General features: G+C 75.6%; 23 protein-coding genes, 2 pseudogenes and 1 riboswitch. Of the genes and pseudogenes, 11 read left to right on the forward strand and 14 right to left on the reverse strand.

All coding sequences use genetic code 11. From position 1 onward, the window contains the following. Positions 1-123: 123 nt before the first annotated feature. Positions 124-279: riboswitch (cobalamin riboswitch) on the reverse strand. Between the two features lie 338 nt (positions 280-617). The 5 genes and pseudogenes from L6E17_RS04835 to L6E17_RS04855 all read left to right on the forward strand — a co-directional run bounded on the left by L6E17_RS04835 (position 618) and on the right by L6E17_RS04855 (position 6,878). Next, the gene (locus tag L6E17_RS04835) at positions 618-1,598 is read left to right on the forward strand and encodes a ferric reductase-like transmembrane domain-containing protein (protein ID WP_236239475.1); all 981 of its coding nucleotides are present in this window, start codon (positions 618-620) and stop codon (positions 1,596-1,598) included. 117 nt (positions 1,599-1,715) lie between these two features. After that, the gene (locus L6E17_RS04840; RefSeq protein WP_236239476.1) at positions 1,716-3,161 is read left to right on the forward strand and encodes an amidase; all 1,446 of its coding nucleotides are present in this window, start codon (positions 1,716-1,718) and stop codon (positions 3,159-3,161) included. A 68-nt stretch (positions 3,162-3,229) separates the two neighbouring features. Then, positions 3,230-4,056 (forward strand): annotated as a pseudogene (locus tag L6E17_RS04845) (inositol monophosphatase). Positions 4,057-4,903: 847 nt separating this feature from the next. Beyond that, positions 4,904-6,322, forward strand: coding sequence for an NAD(P)/FAD-dependent oxidoreductase (locus L6E17_RS04850; RefSeq protein ID WP_236239477.1), 1,419 nt, complete (start codon positions 4,904-4,906; stop codon positions 6,320-6,322). Between the two features lie 31 nt (positions 6,323-6,353). Next, on the forward strand, positions 6,354-6,878 hold the full coding sequence (locus L6E17_RS04855; RefSeq protein WP_236239478.1) for an O-acetyl-ADP-ribose deacetylase: 525 nt from the start codon (positions 6,354-6,356) through the stop codon (positions 6,876-6,878). 202 nt (positions 6,879-7,080) lie between these two features. On the opposite strand, the gene L6E17_RS04860 is transcribed toward L6E17_RS04855, so the two are convergent. The 7 genes and pseudogenes from L6E17_RS04860 to L6E17_RS04890 form a co-directional block, all read right to left on the reverse strand. Continuing rightward, positions 7,081-7,578, reverse strand: coding sequence for a PPC domain-containing DNA-binding protein (locus tag L6E17_RS04860; RefSeq protein ID WP_236239479.1), 498 nt, complete (start codon positions 7,576-7,578; stop codon positions 7,081-7,083). A 327-nt stretch (positions 7,579-7,905) separates the two neighbouring features. Continuing rightward, positions 7,906-9,042 carry a CBS domain-containing protein gene (locus L6E17_RS04865; RefSeq protein ID WP_236239480.1) on the reverse strand — a complete coding sequence of 379 codons (1,137 nt, stop codon included), beginning with the start codon at positions 9,040-9,042 and terminating at the stop codon, positions 7,906-7,908. Positions 9,043-9,124: 82 nt separating this feature from the next. Next, on the reverse strand, positions 9,125-9,631 hold the full coding sequence (locus L6E17_RS04870; RefSeq protein WP_308315824.1) for a retropepsin-like aspartic protease: 507 nt from the start codon (positions 9,629-9,631) through the stop codon (positions 9,125-9,127). 311 nt (positions 9,632-9,942) lie between these two features. Further along, a complete protein-coding gene (locus L6E17_RS04875; RefSeq protein WP_236239481.1) occupies positions 9,943-10,635 on the reverse strand; it encodes an LUD domain-containing protein in 693 nt (230 codons plus the stop codon). Further along, positions 10,632-12,122, reverse strand: a complete 1,491-nt coding sequence (locus tag L6E17_RS04880; protein WP_236239482.1) for a lactate utilization protein B — start codon at positions 12,120-12,122, stop codon at positions 10,632-10,634. Before L6E17_RS04880 ends, L6E17_RS04875 begins: the two co-directional genes overlap by 4 nt. Then, positions 12,119-12,874, reverse strand: coding sequence for a (Fe-S)-binding protein (locus tag L6E17_RS04885; RefSeq protein WP_236239483.1), 756 nt, complete (start codon positions 12,872-12,874; stop codon positions 12,119-12,121). Before L6E17_RS04885 ends, L6E17_RS04880 begins: the two co-directional genes overlap by 4 nt. A 305-nt stretch (positions 12,875-13,179) precedes the next feature. Continuing rightward, positions 13,180-13,825 (reverse strand): annotated as a pseudogene (locus L6E17_RS04890) (TetR/AcrR family transcriptional regulator). 120 nt (positions 13,826-13,945) lie between these two features. Here L6E17_RS04890 and L6E17_RS04895 point away from each other — a divergent pair. The 3 genes from L6E17_RS04895 to L6E17_RS04905 all read left to right on the forward strand — a co-directional run bounded on the left by L6E17_RS04895 (position 13,946) and on the right by L6E17_RS04905 (position 17,050). Next, positions 13,946-14,509: an NADPH-dependent FMN reductase gene (locus L6E17_RS04895; RefSeq protein WP_236239484.1), complete on the forward strand. Its 564-nt coding sequence runs from the start codon at positions 13,946-13,948 to the stop codon at positions 14,507-14,509. A gap of 510 nt (positions 14,510-15,019) precedes the next feature. Further along, on the forward strand, positions 15,020-16,534 hold the full coding sequence (locus L6E17_RS04900) for an AlkA N-terminal domain-containing protein (RefSeq protein WP_236239485.1): 1,515 nt from the start codon (positions 15,020-15,022) through the stop codon (positions 16,532-16,534). A 12-nt stretch (positions 16,535-16,546) separates the two neighbouring features. Beyond that, positions 16,547-17,050, forward strand: a complete 504-nt coding sequence (locus L6E17_RS04905) for a methylated-DNA--[protein]-cysteine S-methyltransferase (protein WP_236239486.1) — start codon at positions 16,547-16,549, stop codon at positions 17,048-17,050. Here L6E17_RS04905 and L6E17_RS04910 read toward each other — a convergent pair. Further along, positions 17,047-17,772, reverse strand: a complete 726-nt coding sequence (locus tag L6E17_RS04910) for a Sir2 family NAD-dependent protein deacetylase (protein ID WP_236239487.1) — start codon at positions 17,770-17,772, stop codon at positions 17,047-17,049. The two genes, L6E17_RS04905 and L6E17_RS04910, sit on opposite strands and share 4 nt — an antisense overlap. A gap of 89 nt (positions 17,773-17,861) precedes the next feature. Here L6E17_RS04910 and L6E17_RS04915 point away from each other — a divergent pair, with 89 nt between their 5' ends. Next, on the forward strand, positions 17,862-18,062 hold the full coding sequence (locus L6E17_RS04915) for a type II toxin-antitoxin system VapB family antitoxin (RefSeq protein WP_236239488.1): 201 nt from the start codon (positions 17,862-17,864) through the stop codon (positions 18,060-18,062). Between the two features lie 15 nt (positions 18,063-18,077). Here the strand turns inward: L6E17_RS04915 and L6E17_RS04920 are convergent, their stop codons facing one another. Together L6E17_RS04920 and L6E17_RS04925 are read right to left on the reverse strand one after the other, a co-directional pair. Then, positions 18,078-18,569, reverse strand: a complete 492-nt coding sequence (locus L6E17_RS04920) for an NUDIX hydrolase (RefSeq protein ID WP_236239489.1) — start codon at positions 18,567-18,569, stop codon at positions 18,078-18,080. A gap of 9 nt (positions 18,570-18,578) precedes the next feature. Further along, on the reverse strand, positions 18,579-20,312 hold the full coding sequence (locus tag L6E17_RS04925; protein WP_236239490.1) for a BCCT family transporter: 1,734 nt from the start codon (positions 20,310-20,312) through the stop codon (positions 18,579-18,581). A 113-nt stretch (positions 20,313-20,425) separates the two neighbouring features. Between L6E17_RS04925 and L6E17_RS04930 the strand changes: the two genes are divergently transcribed. Both L6E17_RS04930 and L6E17_RS04935 read left to right on the forward strand, forming a co-directional pair. Beyond that, positions 20,426-21,592 carry a glycerate kinase gene (locus L6E17_RS04930; RefSeq protein WP_236239491.1) on the forward strand — a complete coding sequence of 389 codons (1,167 nt, stop codon included), beginning with the start codon at positions 20,426-20,428 and terminating at the stop codon, positions 21,590-21,592. 498 nt (positions 21,593-22,090) lie between these two features. After that, on the forward strand, positions 22,091-22,624 hold the full coding sequence (locus tag L6E17_RS04935; RefSeq protein ID WP_236239492.1) for a GNAT family N-acetyltransferase: 534 nt from the start codon (positions 22,091-22,093) through the stop codon (positions 22,622-22,624). 86 nt (positions 22,625-22,710) lie between these two features. Here L6E17_RS04935 and pssA read toward each other — a convergent pair whose 3' ends face one another. The 4 genes from pssA to L6E17_RS04955 all read right to left on the reverse strand — a co-directional run bounded on the left by pssA (position 22,711) and on the right by L6E17_RS04955 (position 26,120). Continuing rightward, on the reverse strand, positions 22,711-23,577 hold the full coding sequence (pssA, locus tag L6E17_RS04940) for a CDP-diacylglycerol--serine O-phosphatidyltransferase (protein ID WP_071265230.1): 867 nt from the start codon (positions 23,575-23,577) through the stop codon (positions 22,711-22,713). Next, the gene (locus L6E17_RS04945; RefSeq protein WP_236239493.1) at positions 23,570-24,217 is read right to left on the reverse strand and encodes a phosphatidylserine decarboxylase; all 648 of its coding nucleotides are present in this window, start codon (positions 24,215-24,217) and stop codon (positions 23,570-23,572) included. Before L6E17_RS04945 ends, pssA begins: the two co-directional genes overlap by 8 nt. 182 nt (positions 24,218-24,399) lie before the next feature. After that, positions 24,400-25,605 (reverse strand): acyl-CoA dehydrogenase family protein, encoded by a 1,206-nt coding sequence (locus L6E17_RS04950; protein WP_071281162.1) that lies wholly within the window; start codon positions 25,603-25,605, stop codon positions 24,400-24,402. A gap of 2 nt (positions 25,606-25,607) precedes the next feature. Next, positions 25,608-26,120: a MaoC family dehydratase gene (locus L6E17_RS04955; RefSeq protein WP_236239494.1), complete on the reverse strand. Its 513-nt coding sequence runs from the start codon at positions 26,118-26,120 to the stop codon at positions 25,608-25,610. Between the last annotated feature and the right edge of the window lie 4 nt (positions 26,121-26,124).

A 26,124-nucleotide genomic window follows, 5' to 3' on the forward strand; every position in this document is an offset into this window, starting at 1 on the left:
TGGTCCCGAGCCCCGAGGGCGACCGGGCAGGAGGCGCGGCGGGTGCCGTGCAGCCGTCCGTACCGCCGACCCAGTCCTCGAGGCCACCGCGTGCAGCCCGCTGCCAGGAGCGGGCGCAGTGGCAGGTCTTCGGACTCGCGGGCCCACCCGCCGGAGGACCCGGCAGGCACCTACCGGCCGTCGCTTCCCCGGCCCCCGGACGGGGCCCAGTGCTGGTGACGGCTTTCGTTCCCACTCACCGCTGCGGGACAGTCCCGGATTCCCACCGGGTTCCCTCTTGCGTCGCGCCGCCCGGAGGCGTGACCGGACGGGAGGCGCGAACCGACTGCTGGCCTCAGCGTAGGGCGGCTCGCGCCGCCGCGGCAGGGTCCCGCCGCCGGATGTCCGGATGCGAGCGGTACGCGGGCGGGGCGCCGGGCCCGCGCCGGACACGGCCGGCAGCCCTCCGGCGCTCGGCCGGGAGGACGCAGCCGCGCCGGGTCCGCGCGGGCCCCGGCCGACACGTCGGCCACTCTGGCCGGATGCTGCCTGGGACGTCCCGGGCGTCCCGTCCACACTGGTGGCCGACGCGGCAGCCGCACACCGCCCATGGTGTCCCGCGCACAGGAAGGCACGGGATGCTGCCGGACACGACCCCCGAGGACGACGGCGCGACCGCGCGGCCCGCCCCTGAGCGGCGCCCGGACGGCCGCGCCGCCCTGGGCGCCGACCTGCGGGCCGCACTGCCCGACGCCGGTGCGGCGGTCGCCGTGACGGCGGCCGTCTTCGCGCTCCTCTACGCCCGCATGGCGTCCGGTGACTCGGCGACGGCCGCCGTCATGCCGTTCATGGGCGACCCGGGCACCTACTGGATGTACCTGCTCAGCCAGGCGTTCGGCTGGTCCGGCCTGCTGTGGGCCTGGGGCACCGTCATGCTCGGACTGCTGCTGTCGGGGCCGCGCCCCGCCCGGCTGCCGGCCGGCCGCCGGCTCCTCGAACGCTGGCACCGCACCACGAGCCTGACCGCGATGGCCCTGATGTGCGCCCACGCCCTGATGTTCGCGGCCGAACTCGTACGGTACGACGATCAGCCGGCGTGGACCGCGCGGCTGTGGGCGGGCTTCGCGGACACCTTCGTGCCCGGCTGGTACGACTCCGGCACCGGCCGGATCGCCATCCCCCTCGGGCAGGCAGCGCTCTATCTGGCCGTCCCGCTCGGCCTGCTGTTCTACGTCCGGCACCGCATCGGGGCGAACACCTGGCGCCGGCTGCACCGCTTCGTGATCGTCGTGTACGTGCTGAGCGTGTGGCACACCCTGCTGTACGGCACCAACGTCTGGTACGGCGAATGGCCCCGCACGGTGCTGTGGCTGCTGCAGCTCCCCGTCGCGGCGCTGCTGCTGGTCCGGCTGCTGCGCCCCGCCCGCCGGGCCGAGCGGCTGGGCCCGCCGCGGGCGGGCGCGGCCCTGCCCGGCTGGGCGGTACGGGCCGCGGGCCGGGTGGCCGCGGGGGCGGTCGTCGCGGCCCTGGCCGTCGTGGCGGTGTCCGGCCGGGACGGCGGCCGGGACCGCCCCGCCGAGCCGCCCCCGGCGAGCCCGCACGCCCACGAACCCGGATGACCCGCGGACCGGCGGCCGCCCGCCCGGCCGCGGCGCACCGATGCGCGCAGCGGGTGCGCGACGATGGCGCAGAGCGGCACTGCCGCCCGACGGCGGACGAACATATGATCGTCCGTCATGTCCAACGAAACGGCTCATACGGCCGCGGCCGACCTCGGACTCGCGGAGCAGGCAAGGGAGTTACGCGAAGGCGGCGTGACCGCGACGGACCTCGTGCGGGCCTGCCTCGACCGGGTGGAGGCGACCCGCAGCACCCTCAACGCCTTCCGCTGCGTGCGGGCGGAAGAGGCCCTCGCCGAGGCGCGGGAGGCCGACCGGCGGCTCGCGGCCGGCGAGACGGCACCGCTCCTCGGCGTGCCCGTCGCCGTCAAGGACGACACCGACGTGGCAGGGCTGCCGACCCGCTTCGGCACCGCCGGGGCCGTACCGCCCGCCCGCGCCGACGGGGAAGCCGTGCGCAGGCTGCGCGCCGCGGGCGCCGTCATCGTCGGCAAGACCAACTCCTGCGAGTTCGGCCAGTGGGCGTTCACCGAAGGCCCGGCCTTCGGCGCCACCCGCAACCCGTGGAACCTCCGCCACACCCCCGGCGGCTCCTCCGGCGGGTCCGCCGCGGCCGTCGCCGCCCGGCTGGTACCGGCCGCCCTCGGCTCCGACGGCGCGGGCTCCATCCGCATCCCCGCCGCCTGGACCGGCCTGGTCGGCATCAAACCGCAGCGGGGCCGGGTCTCCGTCCACCCGTACGACGACTGCTTCGAGGGCCTGACCGTCAACGGCCCGCTGGCGCGCACGGTCGCCGACGCCGCCCTGCTGCTCGACGCGGTCTCCGGGGCGCACCCCCGCGAGGGCCTGCGGCTGCCCGCCGTCGACGCCTCGGCCGCCGCACGCCGCGACCCCGGCCGGCTCCGGATCGCGCTCGCCTGGAAGCCGCCCTTCACCGCCACGCCCGCGCCCCTCCACCCCGACATACACCGCGCCGTCACCGGCCTCGCCGAGACCCTGGCCCGGCTCGGCCACACGGTGGAGGAGGCCAGGCCCCGCTACGGCCTCATCGGCCTCGGCTTCCTGCCCCGCGCCACCGCCGGAGTCGCCGCCTACGCCGACCGGCACCCCGAGCCGGCGCTGCTCGACCCCCGCACCCGGGGCACCGCCCGCACCGGCCGCCGCCTCGGCGGCCCGCTGCTGCGGGCGGCCCGCGCCCGCGAGACCGGCCAGCACCGCAGGGTCGGCTCTTTCTTCGCCTCGTACGACGTCGTCCTCACCCCCACCACGGCGTCCCCGCCGCCCCGCGTCGGCCTCTTCGACACGATGAGCGCCTGGCGCACCGACACCACCATGGCCGCCGCCTGCCCCTACACCTGGCCCTGGAACGTCCTCGGCTGGCCCGCCGTCAACGTCCCCGCCGGCTTCACCGGATCCGGTCTGCCGGTGGGCGCCCAGCTGCTCGGGCCGGGCGGCGGCGAGGAGCGGCTGGTCTCGCTCGCCGCCCAGCTGGAGGGCGAGCTGCGCTGGCAGGAGCGGCGGCCGCACGGCCTGGAGGCGCTGTGGTCCTCCCGGACGCCGTGACCGGGGCCCGCTCGACGGGCCGCGGCGGGCGGTGGGCCGCCGGGCACACGGCATGATGTGATGGGCATATGATCGATCAGCTGCTGGACGACGCCTTCCTCACCGCCGCCGAGGACGCGGTCCGTGCCGCGGCCGCCGCCGAGGTCATGCCGCGCTGGCGGCAGCTCGCCGCGCACGAGGTCACCGAGAAGAGCGGCCCCCACGACCTGGTGACCGTCGCCGACCGCGCCGCGGAGGAACACCTGACGGCGTCCCTCACCGCCCTGCTCCCGGGCTCCGTGGTGGTGGGGGAGGAGGCCGTGCACGCCGACCCCCGCGTGTACGAGGCGGTGCGCGGCGACGCGTACGTGTGGATCGTCGACCCCGTGGACGGCACCCGCCAGTTCGTCCACGGCGACCCGGGCTTCTGCACCCTCGTGGCGCTGGCCCGGCACGGGGAGCTGCTGGCCTCCTGGACCTTCGCCCCCGCCAGGGACGAGATGGCCGTCGCGGTGCGCGGCCGGGGCGCCCGGCTGAACGGCGCCGAACTGCACGCGGGCGCGCCGCGGCCGGACGCCGCCCTGCGGGTGGCCACGTCCCACCCCGACTACACGACCCCCGACCAGAAGCGGGCCCTGCTGGGCCTGGCCGCCTCGGGGTCGACGCGCGGCCCTGCGGCTCGGCCGGGCTCGCGTACCTCGCGGTGGCCCGCGGCGAGCTGGACGCGCTGGCCTTCTCGTGGGAGTACGCCTGGGACCACGCCGCGGGCCTGCTGCTGCTCACGGAGGCGGGCGGCGCCCACGTCACGGTCGGCGGCCGCCCGTTCAGCATCACCGGCGGCAACGTGCTGCCCTTCGCGGCGGCCCGGGACGCCGCGACGGCGCAGCGGGTACGCGGGCTGATGGCGGCGCAGTAGGGCGCCGCGGACCCGCCCGCCGCGGCCTGCCGCCCGCTGCTGCCCCTGCCGAACCCGCCGCGCCTGCGGCCCGGGTCGGTGCGGGCGGCGGACCCACGGGCCGCGCAGAGCCGGCGCGCTGTGCCGGGAGGCTGCCCGGGGCGGGCCCGCATGGCGGGGACCGCATGGCGGGGGGACCGCATGGCGGGGGAGGCGGACCAGCATGGCGGCGGTCCCGCATGGCCGGGGAGGCGGATCACCATGGCGGGCGCGGGCCTGCACGGCGGGGACGGACCGGCACGGCGGCGGACCTGCACGGCGGGGGCGGACCGGCACGGCGGCGGTCCCGCATGGCGGGGGAGGGGCGGACCTGCACGGCGGCGGACCTGCACGGCGGGGAAGGTGCGGCCCCGCACGGCGGGGGAGGCGGACCTGCACGGCGGGGGCGGGCCTGCACGGCGGGGGCGGGCCTGCACGGCGGCGGACCTGCATGGCGGCGCCGGACCTGTACGGCGGGAGAGACGGACCGGCACGGCGGCGGTCCCGCATGGCGGGGGAGGGGCGGACCTGCACGGCGGCGGACCTGCATGGCGGGGAAGGTGCGGCCCCGCACGGCGGGGAGGCGGGCCCGCGGGCGGTGCCCGCGACGGCTTCTGCGCCGCGCCCGGCCGCCGGGAGTCGCGGCCTGCTCTCCGCCGGTTCCCGGGCCGGTCCTCCCGCCGTACGGCCCGTGGCCGGCGCCCGCCGTTCCGCAGCCGGCGGCCGGCAACTGCCGTCCGGGCGCCACTGTTCGGGCCCCGCGGCATATCCTGGCGCTCTTGGCGTGGTCGGCCGGGAGGCCGACGAGGATGGGCGAAGGAGGGGCGAGGTGACGTCGATGCTGGACGCCGTCGTCGTGGGCGCGGGCCCCAACGGACTGACCGCCGCCGCGGAGCTGGCCCGCCGGGGGTTCTCGGTGGCCGTCTTCGAGGCCAAGGACACCGTCGGCGGCGGTGCCCGCACCGAGGAGCTCACGCTTCCCGGCTTCCGCCACGACCCCTGCTCGGCCGTGCACCCGCTCGGCGCCGGCTCCCCGGCGTTCAAGGGGATGCCCCTGGACCGGTACGGCCTGGAGTGGCTGCACGCGCCGCTCCCGATGGCGCACCCCTTCGACGACGGCACGGCGGCCGTGCTGGCCCGCTCCGTCGCCGAGACCGCCGCGTCGTTCGGACCGCGCGACGCCGGCGCGTACCGCCGGCTTGTCGCCCCGTACATCGGCAAGTGGGACACGCTCGCCCGGGACTTCATGTCGCTGCCCGCCACCGCCCTGCCCCGCGACCCCGTCCTGCTCGCCCGCTTCGGCCTCACCGGCCTGCCGCCGTCCACGTGGCTGATGCGCCGCTTCCGCGACGACCGGGCGCGCGCCCTCTTCGCGGGCCTCGTCGCCCATGTCATCGCGCCGCTCGGCGGGCTCGCGACCGGCGCGATCGGGCTCGTCTTCGCCCTCGCCGCGCACGCGGGCGGCTGGCCGCTGCCGCGCGGCGGCTCCCAGGCCGTCTCGGACGCCCTCGCCGCGTACGTCCGCGCACTCGGCGGCACCCTCCACACCGGCTACGAGGTGAAGCGCCTCGACGACCTGCCGCCCGCCCGCGCGTACGTCTTCGACACCTCCCCGACCGCCCTCGCCCGGATCGCCGGCCTCGGCGGCCTCTATGACGGCTACCGCTACGGCGCCGCCGCCTTCAAGATCGACTACGCCCTGGCGGGCCCCGTCCCCTGGACCGCCGAGGAGCCGCGCCGCGCCGGCACCGTCCAGATCGGGCCCAGCAGCCGCGAGATCGGCACCGCCCTGCGGCAGGCGTCCGGGGGCACCGCCCCTCAGGTGCCGTTCCTCATCACCGCCCAACCGAGCCTGGTCGACCCGTCCCGCGCACCCGAGGGCAAGCACGTCTTCTGGGCGTACGGGCACGTCCCCCACGGCTGGGAAGGCGACCTCACCGACGCGATCGAGCGCCAGCTCGAACGCTTCGCCCCCGGCTTCCGCGACCTCGTCCTGGCCCGCGCGACCGCGGGCCCGCCCGAGCTCGCCGCCCGGAACGCCAACTACGTGGGCGGCGACATCGCCTGCGGCGCCGCCAGCGGCCTCCAACTGCTGCTCCGGCCCCGCGTGACGCTGCGCCCGTACAGCACGCCGCACCCGGCGGTCTTCCTGTGCTCCTCGGCCACGCCGCCCGGCCCCGGTGTCCACGGCATGTCCGGCCACAACGCCGCCAAGGCGGTCTGGCGCCACCTCCGCAGCACCATCTGACCCGTCCGACCGGCACCCCAGGAGGGCTCCGATGACCGAGCAGACCCCTGTCGTGCGCCTCGTCCAGGGCGACATCACCCGGCAGCACGTGGACGCCGTCGTCAACGCCGCCAACTCCTCCCTCCTCGGCGGCGGGGGCGTCGACGGCGCCATCCACCGCGCGGGCGGTCCCGACATCCTCGCGGACTGCCGCGCCCTGCGTGCCTCCCACTACGGCCGCGGACTGCCCACCGGCCAGGCCGTCGCCACCACCGCGGGCCGCCTCCCGGCCCGCTGGGTGATCCACACGGTCGGCCCGGTGTACGCACCGGACGAGGACCGCTCCGCGCTCCTGGCCTCCTGCTACCGCGAGTCCCTGAAGGTCGCCGACGAGCTCGGCGCCCGCACGGTCGCGTTCCCCGCCGTCTCGACCGGCGTCTACGGATGGCCGATGGACGACGGGGCGCGCATCGCCGTCGAGACCGTGCGCGGCACACCGACCCGGGTCGAGGAAGTCACCTTCGTCCTCTTCGACACGCGGGCCTACGACACGTTCGCCGCCCGGCTGGACGGCTAGCGCTCCGTCCACCGCCCGTACCAGCCGCGGCGCCCCCGCGCAGGACTGCGGGGCGCGGGCCGACTCCCCCCGCGCGCTCCGGCGCACGGCCGGGACGGCGCTGCCGCACGGCGCCCCGGGGCCCCGCCTGCTGCACGCGGCGCGCGTCGGGGCCACCACCTCGTCACACTCGCCGGGAGGCGCCGTCCGGGCGGAAGCCGTTTCACGCGCCGGGCCCTCCGCTGCCCTCCGCCCGCCGGCCGGCGGGCCCCGCCTGGCCGCCGCCGGACGGCGCGATGAGGGCCAGACCCACCTCCGGGCGGTACGTCTTGCGCAGGGTCGCCGGGCTGGTCCGCAGCACGACCTCCAGGGTGGGCCACACCCGTGCCTCCAGCAGGTGGCCGCCGCGGGTGGAGCCGTCCGCCAGGCCGAGCACCGTGTGCACGTGGGCCGCCGGTCCGTCCTCCCCTTCGGCGACGTCCCCGACCAGTGACAGGACCTCGCTCTGCTCATCGACGGGAATCCTGCGGTAGTCCCGGGCGTCCCGGTCGTACCAGCCCACCACGGCGGTCTCGAAGGCCCCCACGGCGGTGATCTGCGCGGCCCGCACCTCCCGTTCCGCGGCGAAGCCGTTCAGGCAGGCGACAGGGTCCTCGCCGGGCTCCAGGACGAGCAGGTAGGCGTCGCCGGGGCGGCCCTCTTCCAGTTGCTGCCATCGCATGGGCAGCGGGTACCCGGCCGGCCGCCCGTCATCCCGGCCGCGGGGGAGGCGGCGGGGCCGCAGCTTGCTCGTCGGCGTTACCGGCCGCCCGTGCGCCAGTGCCTTCGGCCGCCGCCTCCAGCCCTCCCGCGCACCGGCGCCGGTGGTGCTCCCGGCTGCCCGCGTACCCGCGCCCCCGGCGCCCTCGCGGCGGCGAACGGCCGCGCCCGGTGCCGCAGTCTTCCGGGGGCGGCGGACCCGTGGGCCTCCGCCCCGGCGAGCCGCCGCGCCCGCCTTCCCGGATCCGGTACGGCCTTCCCGGATCCGGGAAGGCAAGAGGACCGCGCGTCAGAACGCCCGCCGCCGCCACGACGCGGAGGCCGCCAGGCGGGCCGCCGCGCGGCTGACGTCGGCGCTCGCCACCAGGCCGACCAGCCGCCCGTCCTCGACGACCATCGCCCGGTGGGCGGAGTTCGTCTCCAGGGCGTCCAGCAGGCCCCCGAGCGGCTCGTCCGGGCCGACCGCGGGAACGGCGTCGAACGGCAGCATCACCGACGCCACGGTGACGTCCCGGCCCTCCTCCGGGACCCGCTCGACGGCGGTCCGCTCCAGCAGTCCCACCGGCTGCCGGTCCGCGTCCACGACGGGCAGGGCGCTGTCCCCGAACCGGAGACGGGGTTCGGCCAGGAGGCCGCCCACCGTCAGGGAGTCGGGCACGGCCGCCGGCACCGGGCTCATCACCTGGCGCACCGGAACGGCGGCCAGCACGTCCCGTCCGCCGCTGCCCGGCACCTCGCCGGTCGCCATGGCGACGACGAACCAGCCGAGGACGACCAGCCAGAACCCGGCGAGCAGGATCCCCGCGATGACCAGGGACAGCCCGAGCCCGATCAGCGCCCAGCCCACCGCCACCCCGGCGCCGCTCGCCACGGCGGTGGCGTGCAGCGGGTCGCCCGTCCTGCGCCACAAGGAGGCCCGCAGCAGCCGTCCGCCGTCGAGCGGGGCGGCGGCAGCGCCGTGAACCCGGCCAGGAGCGCGTTGACGGCGGACATCCAGGCCAGGGACTCGACCGGCAGCCCGGCGCCGCCCCAGGCGGCCACCGCCCAGGCCGCGAGCCCGAAGGCGACCGCCAGCCCCAGGCTCACCAGCGGACCGGCGGCGGCGATGCGCCGCTCGGCGGCCGGCGACCCGACCTCCCCGCAGCCGGGCGACCCCGCCCAGCAGCCACAAAGTGACGTCGTCCACCGCCGCCCCGCCCCGGCGGGCCGCCACCGCGTGTCCCAGCCCGTGGGCCAGCAGCGACAGCAGGAGCGCCGCGGCGCAGCCCGCGACGGCCAGTCCGTACGCCCACGCCGGCCGCCCTGGGTAGGCGTCCGTGAACCTGCGGGCCAGTCCCAGCGCCAGCACGGCCACGATCACCGCGACACTCCAGTGCGCGCCGACCCGGGCCCCCGCGAGCCGCCCCGCAGAGAGGGTCGCCTTCATTCCGCCTCCGCCTCCGCCGCCCGGGCGGCTGCCCGCACCTCGGCGACCGCCCCACCGCCGAGGGCACGCCCGCCCCGGTGTGTCATGACGCCGGTACGCGCAGGACGCCGTCGTCGTAGTCGACGGTGATCCACCCGAACTCGCTCAGCACGTCCGACCCGAGCAGCCCCCTGATGCCCCCTCCGCCGCGCGGCGGGTCCAGGTCGATGACGGTGACCTCGCCCGGATCGAGCACGACCTCGCCGGCCTGCCACTCGTCCACCTCGGCCACCGGCACCCTGCCCGTCCCCAGCACTCCGCTCACCTGGCGCTCTTCGCCGGTGAACCGCAGTCCGGCCTCGTCGGCGACGTCGTCGTCCACCACGCTCGCGGACGCCCCGGTGTCCAGCGCGAACATGTACGGGCCTTCGCCGCCGATGGTCACCGGGACGAAGGCCAGCGTCCGCCCGCCCTGGTCCACCACGCGCAGCGGCACCTCCCGGGACTCCCCGGGCGAGTCGACCGGGCCCGGCTCCTCGGTCTGCTCGTACACGACGCACCCGGCCAGCAGGACCGCCATGAGCAGGGCGGCCGCCGACCTGCGCGGCACGGACCGCCTTCCGGCGCGTGCAGCCCCGTCCTCTCGGTCCATGCCGCCCGGGGTTCCCCCGAACGGGCCCGGCAAACGCCCGCGGGCCCGCCCGCCACTGCACTCCGCCGCACCCGCACCCGCCGGGACGGGACGCCGCCGACCGGGGCTGTCCGCGGGCCGCGGCCCCGGACCCCCACGGCCGGGGCGCGCGTCGGCCGGTGGAGTTCCGGGCCCGCACGTCCCCGGGCGGGCCCGGGACCGCCGTGTGCCGTGCCTCCGCCCTCCGGGCCCTCCCGCCAGGCCCTCACGTCAGGACCGTGCGACGGTCCTCACGGCCGGCGTCCGCCCGGCGGCGTCTCCAGCAGGACCACCTCCAGGGTGCGCGGGCCGTGGACGCCCTCCACCCGGTCCAGTTCGATGTCGCTCGTCGCGGAAGGCCCCGAGATCCACGTCAGCGGGCGGCGCGGATCGAGCCGCGCCAGCGCCTGCGGCACCGATCCGACCACCTGGTCCGGCACCCGTACGACGCAGACGTGGTGGTCCGGCACCAGCGTGATGCGGCGCCGCCCCTGGTCAGGACCGCCGTCGAGGACCACGGTGCCGGTCTCCGCGACCGCCAGCGCGCAGCCCGTGACGACGCTGTCCACAGCGTCCAGCTCACGCGGCGTGCTCGCCGCCCGGTCGTGCACCCGCGTCGCGTCCACGGCCGCCGTCCACCAGGGCGGAAGCCCGGGCGGTACCAGCACCGACAGCGCCCCGCGCGCGGCGAGCAGCCGCATCAGCAGCAGCGGCAGCCCGTCCTCGGCCACGCGGTGCACGACCGCCCGGTAGTCCGCCAGGTTCCCGGCCAGCAGGTCCACCGTCTGGGCGGGTGTCCGCTCCCCGTGGACCTCCCGGTAGGCGCGCCGTACCGGCACGTCCGCCGGGCGCTCCGCGCGCGGCACGTCCGCGAGGGCGCGGCGCACCCGCGCCAGCACCCGCTCCCTGCTGCCGTAGGCGCCGCCGCCGTGCCCGGCGCTCATCGCGTGCCCCCTTCGCGGGTGCGCTGCCACCAGAGGCGGAAGGACTCCTCCGGGACCTCCGGGAGCGTCCGCGTGTCCGTCCACGCCCGGCCGGGCCCCGGCAGCCGGCCGGGGTGCAGCCGCCGGGTCCGGGCCGCCAGCCGCTGCCCCGCGCGCAGCACCGCCGGGCGGTCCAGGGCCCACCGCGCGGCCCGCATCGCCGCCCGCTCGGCGGCGTGCCCCTTCGCGGGCCGCAGGGTGACCCGCACCCCGTTCCGGACGGCTTCCCCGCCCTCCACCACCCGCTCCCGCAGGTGGACCAGCACGTCCGGGATGTCGATGGCGACCGGGCACACCTCGTAGCAGGCCCCGCACAGCGTCGAGGCGTACGGCAGGGACGCGTCGACGGCGCTGCCCGTGCCGCGCAGTTGCGGGGTGAGGATCGCGCCGATCGGCCCCGGGTAGACGGAGCCGTAGGCGTGGCCGCCGGCCCGCTCGTACACGGGGCACACGTTCAGGCACGCCGAGCAGCGGATGCAGCGCAGGGCCTGCCGCCCCACCTCGTCCGCCAGCGTGTCCGTCCGCCCGTTGTCGAGCAGCACGAGGTGGAACTCCCGCGGCCCGTCCCCGTCCTCGGGCACCCCCGTCCACATGCTCGTGTACGGGTTCATGCGCTCCGCCGTCGACGACCGGGGGAGGAGCTGGAGGAACACCTCCAGGTCGCGCCAGGTCGGCACGACCTTCTCGATGCCGACCACGGAGATCAGCGTCTCCGGGAGCGTCAGGCACATCCGCCCGTTGCCCTCGGACTCCACGACCACGAGCGTGCCGGTCTCCGCCACCATGAAGTTGGCGCCCGACACCCCGACCCGGGCCCGCAGGAACTTCTCCCGCAGGTGCAGCCGGGCCGCTTCCGCGAGCTCGGCCGGCGCGTCCGTGAGGCCCTCCGGGGCGGGGCGGCCCCACCGCCCCATCTCCCGTGCGAACAGCTCGCGGATCTCGCCGCGGTTGCGGTGGATCGCCGGGACGAGGAGGTGGGACGGCCGGTCCTCGCCCAACTGCACGATCAGCTCGGCGAGATCCGTCTCGTACGCCCTGATGCCCGCCGCTTCGAGGGCTTCGTTCAGTCCGGTCTCCTGCGTGGCCATCGACTTGACCTTGACGACCTCGCGTTCACCGGTCGCCTGCACCAGGCCCGTCACGATGCGGTTCGCCTCCGCGGCGTCGGCGGCCCAGTGGACGGTGCCGCCCGCGGCCGTCACGGCGTCCTCCAGCTGCATCAGGTAGTGATCGAGGTGGCGCAGGGTCCGGTCCTTCACCGCCTTGGCGGCGGCGCGCAGCTCCGCCCAGTCGGACAGCTCCGCGACGGCCCGGGCCCGCTTGGCGCGGATGGTGTGCGTGGCGTGCCGCAGGTTCCCGCGCAGGGTCGTGTCCCGCACGGCGGTCGCGGCCGCCCGCGGGAAGGCGGGCATGCCGAGGTAGGTGCTGTCGCCTGCTCCGCTGCTCATACGAACGGCTCCTCCTCGGTCGACGCCAGGATCTCCGCCAGGTGCACCACCCGCACCGCCGCTCCCTGCCGCTCCAGGGTTCCCCCGAGGTGCATCAGGCAGGAGTTGTCGACGGCGCAGAGCACCCCGGCGCCGGTGGCGCGGACGGCGCGCGCCTTGTCGGCGCCCATCGCGGCGGACACGGCGGCGTTCTTCACGGCGAAGGTGCCGCCGAAGCCGCAGCACTCCTCGGCTCCCGGCAGCTCCCGCAGCTCCAGGCCCCGGACGCGGGAGAGCAGCCGGCGCGGCCGGTCCCCGAGGCCGAGGGCCCGCAGCCCGTGGCAGGTCGGGTGGTAGGTCACGGTGTGCGGGAAGGAGGCGCCGACGTCCGTCACCCCGAGCACGTCGACCAGGAACTCGGTCAGTTCGTACGTTCGCGCCGCGCCCCGTGCGGCCGCCGCGGCGAGCGCGCCGCCCCGCCCTTCGGCCGCAGCCCGCGCGCCGATGCGGGGGTAGGCGTCCCGCACCATGGCGGCGCACGAACCGGACGGGGTGACGACGTGGTCGTAGGGGGCGAAGGCCGCGTCGAAGCGCCGTAGCAGCGGTTCGGCCTCGCGGCGGTAGCCGGTGTTGTACTGCGGCTGGCCGCAGCAGCTCTGCGCCAGGGGGAAGTCGACGGCCACCCCGAGGCGTTCGAGGAGCCGGACGACGGCCCGGCCGGTGCGGGGGTACAGGGTGTCGTTGACGCAGGTGACGAAGAGGGCGACGCGCATGTGCAGTCCTCCTCCGCTGGGGCGGGCGGGTCGGGGCAGCGCAGGGGGCGGCGCGGCCACCTGACGGATCGTAGTGCCGCGCGGGCCCGGGCGGGCCGGCCCGCCGACGCCTTACGGCCACCACTGCGCCCCCGGGCGGTCCCGCCCGCCGCCTCCCGCCGTGCCCTTCACCGGCCGCCCACATGCCACTGACCCCGCGGGCGCCCGGCGACCCCGTGCCGCTGTGCCGTTGTGCCTCCCTGGTGCCCCGGCCCGGCGGCGCGGCGGCGCGGCTCCGGGGGCCCGCAGGGAGCCGCGGCGGGCCGTCAGGGTTCCGTACGGCCGACTCGGCAGGGGCTCAGCAGCCGGTCCACGAGGTCGTGCCAGCCCGCTTCGACGCGCTCCAACGGCATGCCGCGCCGGGTGACCAGGTGGTCCACCAGGGCGACGTCGAGGAAACCGGCCAGGGTGTGCGCGGCGAGCTGCGGATCCGCGTCGGTGCCCGCCTGGCGCAGCAGCGCGGCGAGGTGGCTGACGCGCAGGACGCGCGCGGGCGCCAGCTCCCGGCGGGGCGCCTCCGGCTGCGCGGCCAGGTAGAGGTCCAGATGGGCCCGCTCGTGGCGCATGGCGGCGGGCCCGAAGGCGTGGAGCCGCTCGCGGGCGGGCGCGCCCGGGCCCAGGGGGCGGGGCCGGCCATGAAGGCCGCCTGGAAACGCTGCTCCTGGTGGTCCAGCAGGGCCAGCAGCAGTCCTGCCCGGTCCCCGAACCGGCGGAAGACGGTGCCCTTGCCGACCTGCGCGGCGCAGGCGACGGCCTCCATGGTCAGGTTCGCCGCCCCCGCTCCGCAGCCAGCCGGGCGGCGGCCTCCAGCAGCCGCGCGCGGTTGCGGGCGGCGTCCGCGCGCAGCGGTGGTGCGGCGCCGACCGGGGAGAGGGACAGCTCGGTGCGCCCGGCGGAGGGGGACGTGCTCATGGGACCAGCGTACCCAGCCCGGGAATGAAAGTGGACCGCGGTCCGGTTAGGTGGTACAACTGTGTCAGGAAAACGGACCACGGTCCGCTTAGCCGTCCTCTTGCATCCACGGGAGTCACCATGTCCGCTCGCATCGTCGCCCTCGTCGGCAGCCTCCGCGCCGGCTCCACCAACCGGCAGCTGGCCGAGGCGGCCGTCGGCATCGCCCCCGAGGGCGTCACCGTCGAGCTGTTCGAAGGCCTCGCCGAGGTGCCGTTCTACAACGAGGACATCGACGTCGAGTCGAGCCTGCCCGAGGCCGCGGCGCGGCTCCGCGCGGCCGTGTCCGACGCCGCCGGCCTGCTGCTGGTCGTCCCCGAGTACAACGGCACCATGCCCGCCGTGCTGAAGAACGCGATCGACTGGCTGTCCCGCCCCTACGGCAGCGGCGCCATCAAGGACAAGCCGGTCGCCGTGATCGGCACCGCCTTCGGCCAGTACGGCGGCGAGTGGGCCCAGACGGAGGCCCGCAAGGCCGCCGGTGTGGCCGGCGGTGTGGTGGTCGAGGACGTGAAGCTCGCCATACCCGGCTCCCTGACCCGCTTCGCGGACACCCACCCGTCGGAGGACGCCGAGGTCATCACGGGCCTGTCCGCGGTCCTCGCCTCCCTCGCCGCGGCGGCCACCGCCCCCGCCAAGGCCTGACGCCCGGCCCCGCGTTCCGTGCCCCCGCCCCCGGCGGGGGCACGCGCGCGCCACGCCCCGGCAACGGCCGCGGTGCCGTCCGGCCGCTGAAGTACCGACGCCGCGCGCCCGGCCCCGTCGCTCCACCGGCCCCCTCCCGCACGCAGCCGCACGCGAAGGCGGCTCCGCACCCGTGGGCGCGCCCAGCCCCGCACCGCCCGGCGGCCTCCCCCACGCGGCGCCACCCCGACTGCGCCACGCCCCGCCCTGATGCGCTCCCGCCCCAGTGGCCCCCGACTCCTTGCACACGCGGCCGCCACCCCTCCAAGGCGGCTCCGCGCCCGGGAGCGCGCCCAGCCCCGCACCGCCCGGCGGCCGACCCTCCGGCACCCGGCACCCGGCACCCGGCACCCGGCACACCGGCCTTCCGCCGGAGCAACGCCACAGCATTCCGTCGAGCCGCAGGCAGGGGAAGGCTCATGTCGGATTTCCGCCAGCGCCAGGGGCCGCGCGTCGCGGATGCTGGACAGCATGCACACCGACACCGAGCGCTGCGTGCGGGCCGTCCGCTCGAAGGACGCCCGCTTCGATGGCTGGTTCTTCACCGCCGTCCTCACCACCCGCATCTACTGCCGCCCCAGCTGCCCGGTCGTGCCGCCCAAGCCGCAGAACATGGTGTTCTACCCCAGCGCGGCCGCCTGCCAGCAGGCCGGCTTCCGGGCCTGCAAACGCTGCCGGCCCGACACCAGCCCCGGCTCCCCGGAGTGGAACGCGCGCGCCGACACCGTCGCCCGCGCCATGCGCCTCATCAGGGACGGTGTCGTCGACCGGGAGGGCGTGCCCGGTCTCGCCGCCCGGCTCGGCTACTCGACCCGGCAGATCGAACGCCAGCTGCGCGCCGAACTCGGCGCGGGCCCCCTGGCCCTGGCGCGAGCCCAGCGAGCCCAGACCGCCCGCGTCCTCATCGAGACCACCGACCTGCCGTTCGCGGACGTCGCCTTCGCCGCAGGCTTCTCCTCGGTGCGTACCTTCAACGAGACCGTACGGGAGGTCTTCGCGCTCGCCCCCGGCGAACTGCGCGGCCGCGCCGCCCGCAGCGCGGGTCCCGCCGGCCGGGCCACCGCACCCGGGGCCATCAGCCTCCGCCTCCCGTACCGCAGGCCGCTGCACCCGTCCAACCTCTTCGGCCACCTCGCGGCGACGGCCGTCCCCGGCGTGGAGGAGTGGCTGCCGCGCGGCCTCGACAGCGCGGACGGCGTACCGACCGGCTCCTACCGGCGCACCCTCCGCCTCCCGTACGGGCACGGCATCGCCACCCTCGCCCCGCGCGACGGCCACATCGCCTGCCGCCTCACCCTCACCGACCTCCGCGACCTCACCCACGCCATCAGCCGCTGCCGCTGGCTCCTCGACCTGGACGCCGACCCCGTCGCCGTCGACGAGCAGCTGCGCACCGACCCGATGCTCGCGCCCCTCGTCGACGCCGCGCCCGGCCGCCGGGTGCCCCGGACCGTCGACCCCGCCGAGTTCGCCGTCCGGGCCGTGCTCGGCCAGCAGGTCTCCACCGCTGCCGCCCGCACCCACGCCGGGCGCCTCGCCGCCGCCCACGGCACCCCCGTCGACGACCCCGAGGGCGGCTTGACCCGCCTGTTCCCCACGCCCGAGGCGCTGGCCGGGCTCGACCCCGGCACCCTGGCACTGCCGCGGTCCCGCCGTGCCACACTGACCAGGCTCGCCGCCGCCCTCGCCGACGGCACCGTCACCCTCGGCCCGGACAGCGACTGGGACGAGGCCCGCGCCCGCCTCCGCGCGCTCCCCGGCTTCGGCCCCTGGACCGTCGAGGCCGTCGCCATGCGGGGCCTCGGCGACCCGGACGCCTTCCTCCCCACCGACCTCGGGGTGCGCAAGGCGGCAGCGGCCCTGGGGCTGCCCGGCACGCCCGCCGCGCTCACCGCCCGCGCAGCCGCCTGGCGGCCCTGGCGCGCCTACGCCGTGCAGTACCTGTGGGCCACCGACAGCCACCCGATCAACCACCTGCCCGACTGAGGGAGCACGCCCATGACGCACCGCAGCCACACCGTCGTCGACAGCCCGTACGGCCCGCTCACCCTCGTCGCCACCGACGGCGTCCTCAGCGGGCTGTACATGACGGACCAGCGCCACCGGCCGCCGGAGGAGGCCTTCGGCGCGCCCGACCCCCGCCCGTTCACCGAGGCCGCCCGCCAGCTCGACTCCTACTTCCGCCGCGACCTCACGTCCTTCGACCTGCCCCTCCACCTGCACGGCACCCCGTTCCAGCGCGCCGTGTGGCAGCGGCTGCTGACCATCCCGTACGGCGAGACCCGCAGCTACGGGGAGCTCGCGGAGCAGCTCGGCAACCCGGCCGCCTCCCGCGCCGTCGGCCTCGCCAACGGCCGCAACCCCGTGGGGATCATCGTCCCCTGCCACCGCGTCGTCGGCGCCGACGGCGCCCTCACCGGCTACGGCGGCGGCCTGGACCGCAAGCGCCGCCTGCTGGCCTTCGAAAGCAGCGCCCGAAGCGCACCCCAGGCCCTGTTCTAGGAGGGCGCGAGCCGGTCCAGCAGCGTCGGGAGGGCAGTCCTGATGGGTTCGCGCACGACCTCGGCGGCCAGCGCGTCGTAGGGGGTGGGCTCGGCGTTCACGACCACGAGCCGCGCCCCGTGCTCCGCGGCGATCCCGGCCAGCGACGCCGCAGGCTGCACCCGCAGCGACGAGCCCACCGCGACGAACACCTCGGCCGCCTTCGCGATCCCCACCGCCCGATGCAGCACGTCCGGGTCCAGCCGCTGCCCGAACATCACCGTGGCCGACTTCAGGATGCCGCCGCACGCCGTGCACGCCGGATCGGCATCGCCGGCACGCACCCGTTCCAGCGCGTCGCCCATCGAGGACCGCGCCTGGCACGCCGTGCACACGACGGCCCGCGCGGTGCCGTGGAGTTCCAGCACCTTGTGCGGCGGCATCCCGCCCGCCTGGTGCAGCCCGTCCACATTCTGGGTCAGGACCCGCACGGCGAACCCGGGCGTGCGGTCGAGCGCGGCGATGGCCCGGTGCGCCGCGTTCGGCTCGGCCCGCAGGACCGGTCCGTCCAGGCGTATCCGCCAGGCGCGCCGCCGGACCTCCGGGTCGCTCATGTACGCGTCGTACGCGACGAGCTTCTCCGCCGCCGGATCCTTCCGCCACACCCCGTTCGGCCCCCGGTAGTCCGGGATCCCGGAGTCCGTCGAGATGCCCGCCCCGCTGAGGAACGCCACCATCGTCATGCTTCCGAGCCTAGGCACCCCGCACCGCGGCGGGCGAACGGGCAGGCGAACGGGTACCCGTCCCGCCGGATCGCCGGTAGAGTCCGGGCATGGCTCGGGTGAACATCGGCGTGGACGCCGAACTCGTCGTGGAGGTCATGGTGTTGGCGGGGGTCGGCAACCCGCAGGACGCCGTGGAGCTGGTGCTGCGCGACTACATCAAGCGGGGGCACCGCACCGAGGCCCGCACCGCCTCCCCCGACGAGGACCTCCGCGTCCGCGAGCCCCGGTCCGACGGCCACGCCGGCTGACGCCCGGCCCCGTCGTCAGCGCTCCGGGCGGCCGTCGACCAGCTCCGCGGGGCCGGTGCCCGCTGCCAGGGCGTCCAGCGCGGCCCGCACCCGCGGGCCCAGCGCCCCGGGGAGGTACGCAGCGGCCTCCTCCGGCTCCACCAGCTTCCAGGACAGCAGCTCCGACTCCTGCAGCCGGATCGCCCGGAACTGCTCCCCGTCCAGCACCCCGCCGTCGTACACGTACGCCACCAGCGGCGGACGACCCGGGCCGCGCACCCAGTCCACGGCGAGCAGCGCACCCGGCTCCACGGCCAGGCCGATCTCCTCGCGCGTCTCCCGGCGCGCGGCCTCCCGCGGCGTCTCGCCGCCGTCCGACTCCACCGTGCCGCCCGGAAGGGCCCAGCCCTCGCGGTAGTTCGGCTCCACGAGGAGGATCCGCCCGTCGGCGTCCCGGAACAGGCAGGCGGCGCCGGCCAGCACCTTCGGCAGCCCGGCGATGTACGCGGTGTAGTCGGGCGACGTCATCCGGCCAGCCTACCGGCCGGCATCGTCCCCCGGGGGCTCGTCGCCGCCCTGCCCCGTACGGGTGCGCGCGGCCCGGCGCAGCCGGTGGTGCCGGGTCCCCGACTGCTCCGTCACCGCGTCCCCGACCATCGTCCGCACCACGTCGCTCAGCCCGTGCAGGCCGTGGTGCCGCGCCGGACCGGCCCCCGGGTCGTCGCGCAGCTCCTTCACCAGCGCCCAGCACAGCAGCAGCATCACCACCACGAACGGCAGCGCCACCAGGATCGTCGCCGTCTGGAGCGAGTCGAGACCGCCCACCACCAGGAGCACCGCCGCCACCGACGCCATCAGCACGCCCCACACCACGACCAGCCAGGTCGGCGGGTGCAGCGCGCCGCGGCTGGTGAGGGAGCCCATCACGAGGGACGCCGAGTCGGCGCTCGTCACGAAGTACGTCATCACCAGCACCATCGCCACGAACGACGTGACCGTCCCGATCGGCAGTGCGTCCAGCATCGCGAACAGCGACGCCTCCGCCCCGTCCTGCACCGCCGCCGCCAGGTCGGCCTGCCCCGTCGACTGCAGGCGCAGCGCCGAGCCGCCCATCACCGAGAACCAGACGACCGTGGCGCCGCTGGGCACCAGCAGCACCCCGATCAGGAACTCCCGGATCGTGCGGCCGTGCGAGATCCGGGCGATGAACGTGCCCACGAACGGCGCCCACGACAGCCACCACGCCCAGTAGAAGATCGTCCACGCCCCCAGCCACTCCGGGTCGGAGAACGCCCCGGTACGGGTCGCCATCGGCAGCAGGTTCTGCAGGTAGCCCCCGATCGACGCGGGGATCGAGTCCAGCACGTACACCGTCGGCCCCACCAGGAACACGAACACCATCAGCAGGGCCGCCAGGACGATGTTCAGCGTCGACAGCCACTTCACGCCCCGGTGCAGCCCGGAGAACGCCGACACCACGAACGCCGCGGACAGCGACGCGATGACGATCAGCTCCGTCGTCAGGTCGGGCGTCACCCCGGCGGTGATGTCGAGTCCCTCCGCGACCTGCAGCGCACCCAGGCCGAGGCTGGTCGCCGTGCCGAAGACCGTGGCGAACACCGCGAGCAGGTCGATGGCCCTGCCCTGCCAGGACACCGCCCTGCGCGCCCCGATCAGCGGCACGAACGCCGCGCTCAGCCGGTTGCCGCGCCCCTTGCGGAAGCCCGCGTAGGCCAGCGCGAGACCGGCCACCCCGTAGATCGCCCACGGGGTGAGGGTCCAGTGGAAGAACGAGTGCTCCATCGCCGCCCGGGCCGCCTCGCCCGACTCGGCGCGGGCGCCGCTGGCCGGCGGGGGGTTCAGGTAGTGCGTCAGCGGCTCCCCGACTCCGTAGAACATCAGGCCGATGCCCATGCCCGCGCTGAACATCATCGCGATCCACGCCAGGTTCCCGAACTCCGGCTCCGAGTCGTCCCGGCCCAGCCGGATCCGCCCGAACCTGCTGAAGGCGATGACCAGGCACAGCACCAGGAAGACGTCCGCGGCGACCACGAAGAGCCACCCGAAGGTGTCCAGCACCCAGCCCAGTCCGGTGGACGACGCCTCGTCGAAGGACTCCTTGCCCAGCCAGGCCCACAGCACCACGGCGGCGACGGCGCCCACGCCGATGCCGACGACCTTGCGGTCGGGGCGGGCCTCCACCGGATGGCTCGCCGGTCCACCGGGAGCCGGGGTCTCCGGAGGGGTTCGATCGAACGGTTCCGTACTCATGAGGCACCACTATGGTGCGAAAACTCGTCTTATCGGGGGGTGGCACGCCGTCTGGCGGTATGGATAGGGTCACTCCTGGCGCGACTGCCTGTTCGATAGCAAGGGATGCAAGAGTGACGGACGGAGCAGTTACTGGAGCCGCACCGCGCGCACCGCACGTGCTGGTGGCGGCTGACAAGTTCAAAGGGTCGCTCACGGCCGTCCAGGTGGCCGAGCGGGTGCGGGCCGGTCTCTGCGCCGGCGCCCCGGGCGTGGAGGTCGAGACCCTGCCGGTCGCCGACGGCGGCGACGGCACGGTGGCGGCGGCCGTGGCCGCCGGGTTCGAACGGCGTGAGGTCCGCGTGACCGGCCCGCTCGGCGAGCCCGTGACGGCGGCGTTCGCGCTGCGCGACGGCACCGCCGTCGTGGAGATGGCCGAGGCCTCCGGCCTGCAGCTGCTGCCGGAGGGCGTCTTCGCGCCGCTCACCGCCACCACCTACGGGTCGGGCGAGCTGCTGCGGGCCGCGCTCGACGCCGGAGCCCGCAGGCTCGTCTTCGGTGTCGGCGGCAGCGCCACCACCGACGGCGGCGCCGGCATGCTCGCGGCGCTCGGCGCGCGGTTCCTCGACGCGGACGGGCAGCCCGTCGGCCCCGGCGGCGCCGCGCTGGCCGACCTGGCGAGCGCCGACCTGTCGGGCCTGGACCCGCGGCTGGCCGACGCGGAGGTCGTCCTGGCCAGCGACGTCGACAACCCCCTGACCGGGCCCAAGGGCGCACCCGCGGTGTTCGCCCCGCAGAAGGGCGCCACCCCGGAGGACGTGGCGGTGCTGGACGCCGCCCTCGTCCACTACGTGAAGGTCCTGGAGCAGGCCGTCGGACCGCGCGCGGCCGAAGCCGCCGTCTCACCCGGCGCGGGCGGCGCGGGCGGCATCGGCTACGGCGCCCTCGTGGGGCTGGACGCGGGCTTCCGCCCCGGCATCGAGCTGATGCTCGACATCCTGGGCTTCCACGCGGCACTGGAACGCGCCACCCTCGTGATCACCGGCGAGGGCTCCCTCGACGAGCAGACCCTGCACGGCAAGGCCCCGGCGGGCGTCGCGGCCGCGGCGCGGGCGGCGGGCGTCGAGGTCGTGGCGGTCTGCGGCCGCCTCGCGCTCCCGCCCGAGGCCCTGGGGCGCGCCGGGATCCGCCGGGCCTACCCGCTGCTGGCGCGGGAGCCCGATCCGGCGACGTGCATGGCGCAGGCCGGCCCCCTGCTGGAACTGGTGGCCGCCGACCTCGCCCGGGACTTCCTGGCCTGACGGTCCGCCCCGGCGGGGCCGCCGCGTGCGGGTACACCCCGGCCCGCCCGGGCGGGTCCCGCCGCGGGGCCCCGTCCGCGCGTCACCACACTGTGCGGACCCGCCCGCGCGGCGGCACACCCTACGGGCCCCGCCCTGCCCGTCGGCTCGCTGAGCGGACCCCGGCCGTGTGCCGGCGCGCCCCGCCCTGTACGCCTGCCCCCGCCCCGTACGCCTGCTCCACTCCACGGGCCCGCCCCGCCCCGTACGCGCCCCGCCCCACACGCCCGCCCTGCCAGCCCCCGCCCCGTACGCCCGCCCCATCCCACGGGCCCGCCCCCGCCCCACCCACGCGCCCCGCCTCACAGGCCCGCCCCATCCCCACACGCCCGCCCCGCCCTACGCACCCCGCCCCACACGCCCGTGTCCACCGGCGTCCCGCCGCCGCGTCGATCGGGCAGGGCGGTGGCGTTCCGGGCGTGTGACCGGGGCGTAACACGGCGGTGCCATGATCCCGGCATGTATCCGGAGACCGTGACCATCGAAGCGCTCACCGCCGAGCGAATCCGTGCCGCCGAGGGGGAGCTGGCGGCCCTCCTCCAGGACGCTGTGCACGACGGCGCCTCCGTCGGCTTCCTGCCGCCGCTCGGCGCGGCCGAGGCCGCCGCCTGGTGGCGCGGCGCCGCAGAGGAGTCCGAGCGGGGCGCACGCACCGTGTGGGGCGCCCACGGGGCCGAGGGGCGGGTCCTGGGCGTCGTGTCGCTCGTACGGGCCGCCTCCGCGAACCAGCGGCACCGCGGCGACATATCCAAGCTGCTGGTCCACACCTCCGCCCGGGGGCGCGGCCTCGGCAGGCGGCTGCTCGCGACCGCCGAGGCGGCCGCCGCCGGCACGGGGCTCCGGCTGCTCGTCCTCGACACGGAGACCGGCAGCGCCGCCGAGGGCCTGTACCGCTCCGCCGGGTGGACCAGGGCCGGGGTCATCCCCGGGTACGCGGAGGGGCCGGGCGGCACGCTGCTGGCCACCACGTACTACTACAAGGCCCTGGGCTGAGCCGGCCCGCCCGGGAAGGGGCGGGACACACGGAGGGGCCCGGGTGCGTCCTGCACCCGGGCCCCTCGGCCGTACACCGTCCGCCGCTACGGCAGCTGCGCCGCCCGCGCGGCCTCGCGGCTCTCGCGCCGGTTGTCGCGGAACGTGTTCACCCGCCGCGCCGTCGCGAACAGCGGGATCACCGCCCCCAGCACCACCTGGAGCGCGCAGCCCGTCTGCAGCAGCAGGTGGCCGCCGGGCGCGTCGAACGCCCAGGCCGCCAGCAGGCCCATCGCACCGACGATCCAGCTGAGCATCGCCACCGCGAGGACACCGCGCGGCTTCGGGTACTCGACCCGGCTCACCATCAGCCACGCCGTGCCGACGATCGCCAGCAGGGTGGGGATGAACGGCAGCTCCAGCAGGACGATGGAGACCACCGTCAACGCCCCGAAGGGGCTCGGCATGCCCTGGAACATGCCGTCCTTCATGGTCACGACCGAGAACCTGGCCAAGCGCATGACCACGGCCAGCAGCACCACGATCGCCGCCACCGCGGAGACCCGCTGGTGCGCGTCGTCCGCGACCATCCCGTACACGAGCACGAAGTACGCCGGCGCCAGACCGAAGCTGATCAGGTCCGACAGGTTGTCGAGCTCGGCGCCCATGGGGGAGGACCGCAGCTTGCGCGCCACGAGACCGTCGAAGAGGTCGAAGATCGCGGCGCACAGCATGAGGATCACGGCGGTCGCGGCGGAGTGCCGCGCCATGCCGGTCTCCTCGCTGCCCGTGAGGTGCGGGATGAGGATGCCGGTGGTGGTGAAGTACACCGCCATGAACCCGCACGTGGCGTTACCGAGCGTGAGGGTGTCCGCTATCGACAGACGGAGCGACAGCGGCATCTCCTCCTGCTCGTCCGCCGTCTCCGCCTCGGCCTCCGCCACCCACTTGGCCTGGGTGCCAGGGTCAATCACGGTCAATGCGAGTCACCCCCGCGGTCGTGGCCTGCCCCACCTCGACGGCGACCTCGACACCCTCCGGCAGGTAGATGTCGACGCGCGAGCCGAAGCGGATCAGGCCGATACGGTCACCTTGCTCGACCTTGGCGCCCTGCGCCAGGTACGGCACGATGCGACGGGCGACCGCGCCGGCGATCTGCACCATCTCGATGTCGCCGAGCTCCGTGTCGAAGTGCCAGACGACGCGCTCGTTGTTCTCGCTCTCCTTGTTGAACGCCGGCACGAACCCGCCCGGGACGTGCTCCACCGACGTCACCGTGCCCGCCATGGGCGCGCGGTTGACGTGGACATTCAGCGGGCTCATGAAGATGGCGACGCGGGTGCGCCCGTCCTTCCACGGCATGATGCTCTGCACGACGCCGTCGGCGGGGGAGATGACCCTGCCCTGAGCGATCTCGCGCTCGGGGTCGCGGAAGAACCACAGCATGCCGGCCGCCAGGGCGGTGGCCGGCACGGCGAGGGCCGCGGCGCGCTTGGAGCGGCGGGCACGGGCCAGGCTGACCGCCGCCGTGGCGACGGTCGGCAGGAGCCACGGCGATGCTCCGCGAGCGATGCGGACGGGACCGCGAGATGCAGAGTGTGGGCTGTGGGGCATGGATGACCTTCGTAGCGGATGATGCCGCGCTCGGTACCGGGGGGACGGCGGCTTTTCAGCGATGCTATCGGTTGCGGGCCGCAACTGGGCAAGCCAGAAGCCGAGTCGAGGGCCGGAAGAAGATGACTGGATGTGATCTTCTTCGCGGCATTTTCCCCTCGAATGCTCCACAAACCCGACAATCAGCCCTGGACTCGATACTCTTCGAGCAGGCGCCGACCGATGATCATCTTCTGGATCTCGGCCGTACCCTCACCGATGAGCAGCATCGGCGCCTCGCGGTAGAGGCGCTCGATCTCGTACTCCTTGGAGAAGCCGTAGCCGCCGTGGATGCGGAAGGCGTCCTCCACGACCTCCTTGCAGTACTCGGAGGCGAGGTACTTCGCCATCCCTGCTTCGAGGTCGTTTCGTTCCCCGGAGTCCTTTTTGCGAGCTGCGTTCACCATCATCGCATGAGCGGCCTCGACCTTGGTAGCCATCTCCGCCAGCTTGAACTGGATCGCCTGGTGCTGGGCGATCGGCTTGCCGAAGGTGTGGCGCTGCTGGGCGTACCCGACACCAAGCTCGAAGGCACGCTGCGCGACACCGCAGCCACGGGCGGCGACGTTGACCCGGCCGACCTCGACGCCGTCCATCATCTGGTAGAAGCCGCGGCCGGTGACCCCGCCCAGCACGCGATTGGCCGGAATCCGCAGGCCGTCCATGATGAGCTCGGTGGTGTCGACCCCCTTGTAGCCCATCTTGTCGATCTTGCCGGGGATGGTCAGACCGGGGCGGACCTCGCCGAAACCGGGCTCCTTCTCGACCAGGAACGTCGTCATCGACCGGTGCGGCGCCGTGCCCTCGGGGTGACCCTCGTCACTCCGGACGAGGACGGCGACCAGCGTGGACGTGCCGCCGTTCGTCAGCCACATCTTCTGGCCGTTCAGGACGTACTCGTCGCCGTCCTTCACCGCCTTCGACGTGATGGCCGACACGTCCGAGCCCAGCCCCGGCTCCGACATCGAGAACGCGCCGCGCACCTCGCCGGCCGCCATCCGCGGCAGGAAGGTGTCCTTCTGCTCCTGCGTGCCGTGCTGCTTGAGCATGTACGCCACGATGAAGTGGGTGTTGATGATGCCCGAGACGGACATCCAGCCGCGGGCGATCTCCTCCACGCACAGCGCGTACGTGAGCAGCGACTCGCCCAGACCCCCGTACTCCTCGGGGATCATCAGGCCGAACAGGCCCAGCTCCTTCAGCCCGTCGACGATCTCCTGCGGGTACTCGTCGCGGTGCTCCAGCTCCGTCGCGACCGGGATGATCTCCTTGTCGACGAACTCCCGGACCGTCGAGACGATCTCCTGCTGGACCTCCGTGAGACCGGGGGTCTGCGCGAGTCGGGCCATGGCTACTTCTCCTGCGCCTTCAGTTCCGGGCGGCCGGGCTGCTCGCCGCCGCGCTCCTTGATGTACTCGGCCGTCGGGACCATCACCTTGCGGCGGAAGACGCACACGAGCGTGCCGTCCTGCTTGTAGCCCTTGGTCTCGACGTAGACGATGCCGCGGTCGCTCTTCGACCGGGACGGCGTCTTGTCGAGGACGGTCGTCTCGCCGTAGATCGTGTCGCCGTGGAAGGTCGGCGCGATGTGGCGCAGCGACTCGATCTCCAGGTTGGCGATGGCCTTGCCCGAGACGTCCGGCACGGACATGCCGAGCAGCAGCGAGTAGACGTAGTTGCCGACGACGACGTTCTTCTTGAAGTCCGTCGTGTTCTCGGCGTAGTTCACGTCCATGTGCAGCGGGTGGTGGTTCATCGTCAGCAGGCAGAAGAGGTGGTCGTCGTACTCGGTGACCGTCTTCCCGGGCCAGTGCTTGTAGACCGCGCCGACCTCGAACTCCTCGTAGGTGCGTCCGAACTGCATCTGC

Source organism: Streptomyces sp. CC228A (assembly GCF_021390935.1).
GTDB lineage: Bacteria > Actinomycetota > Actinomycetes > Streptomycetales > Streptomycetaceae > Streptomyces.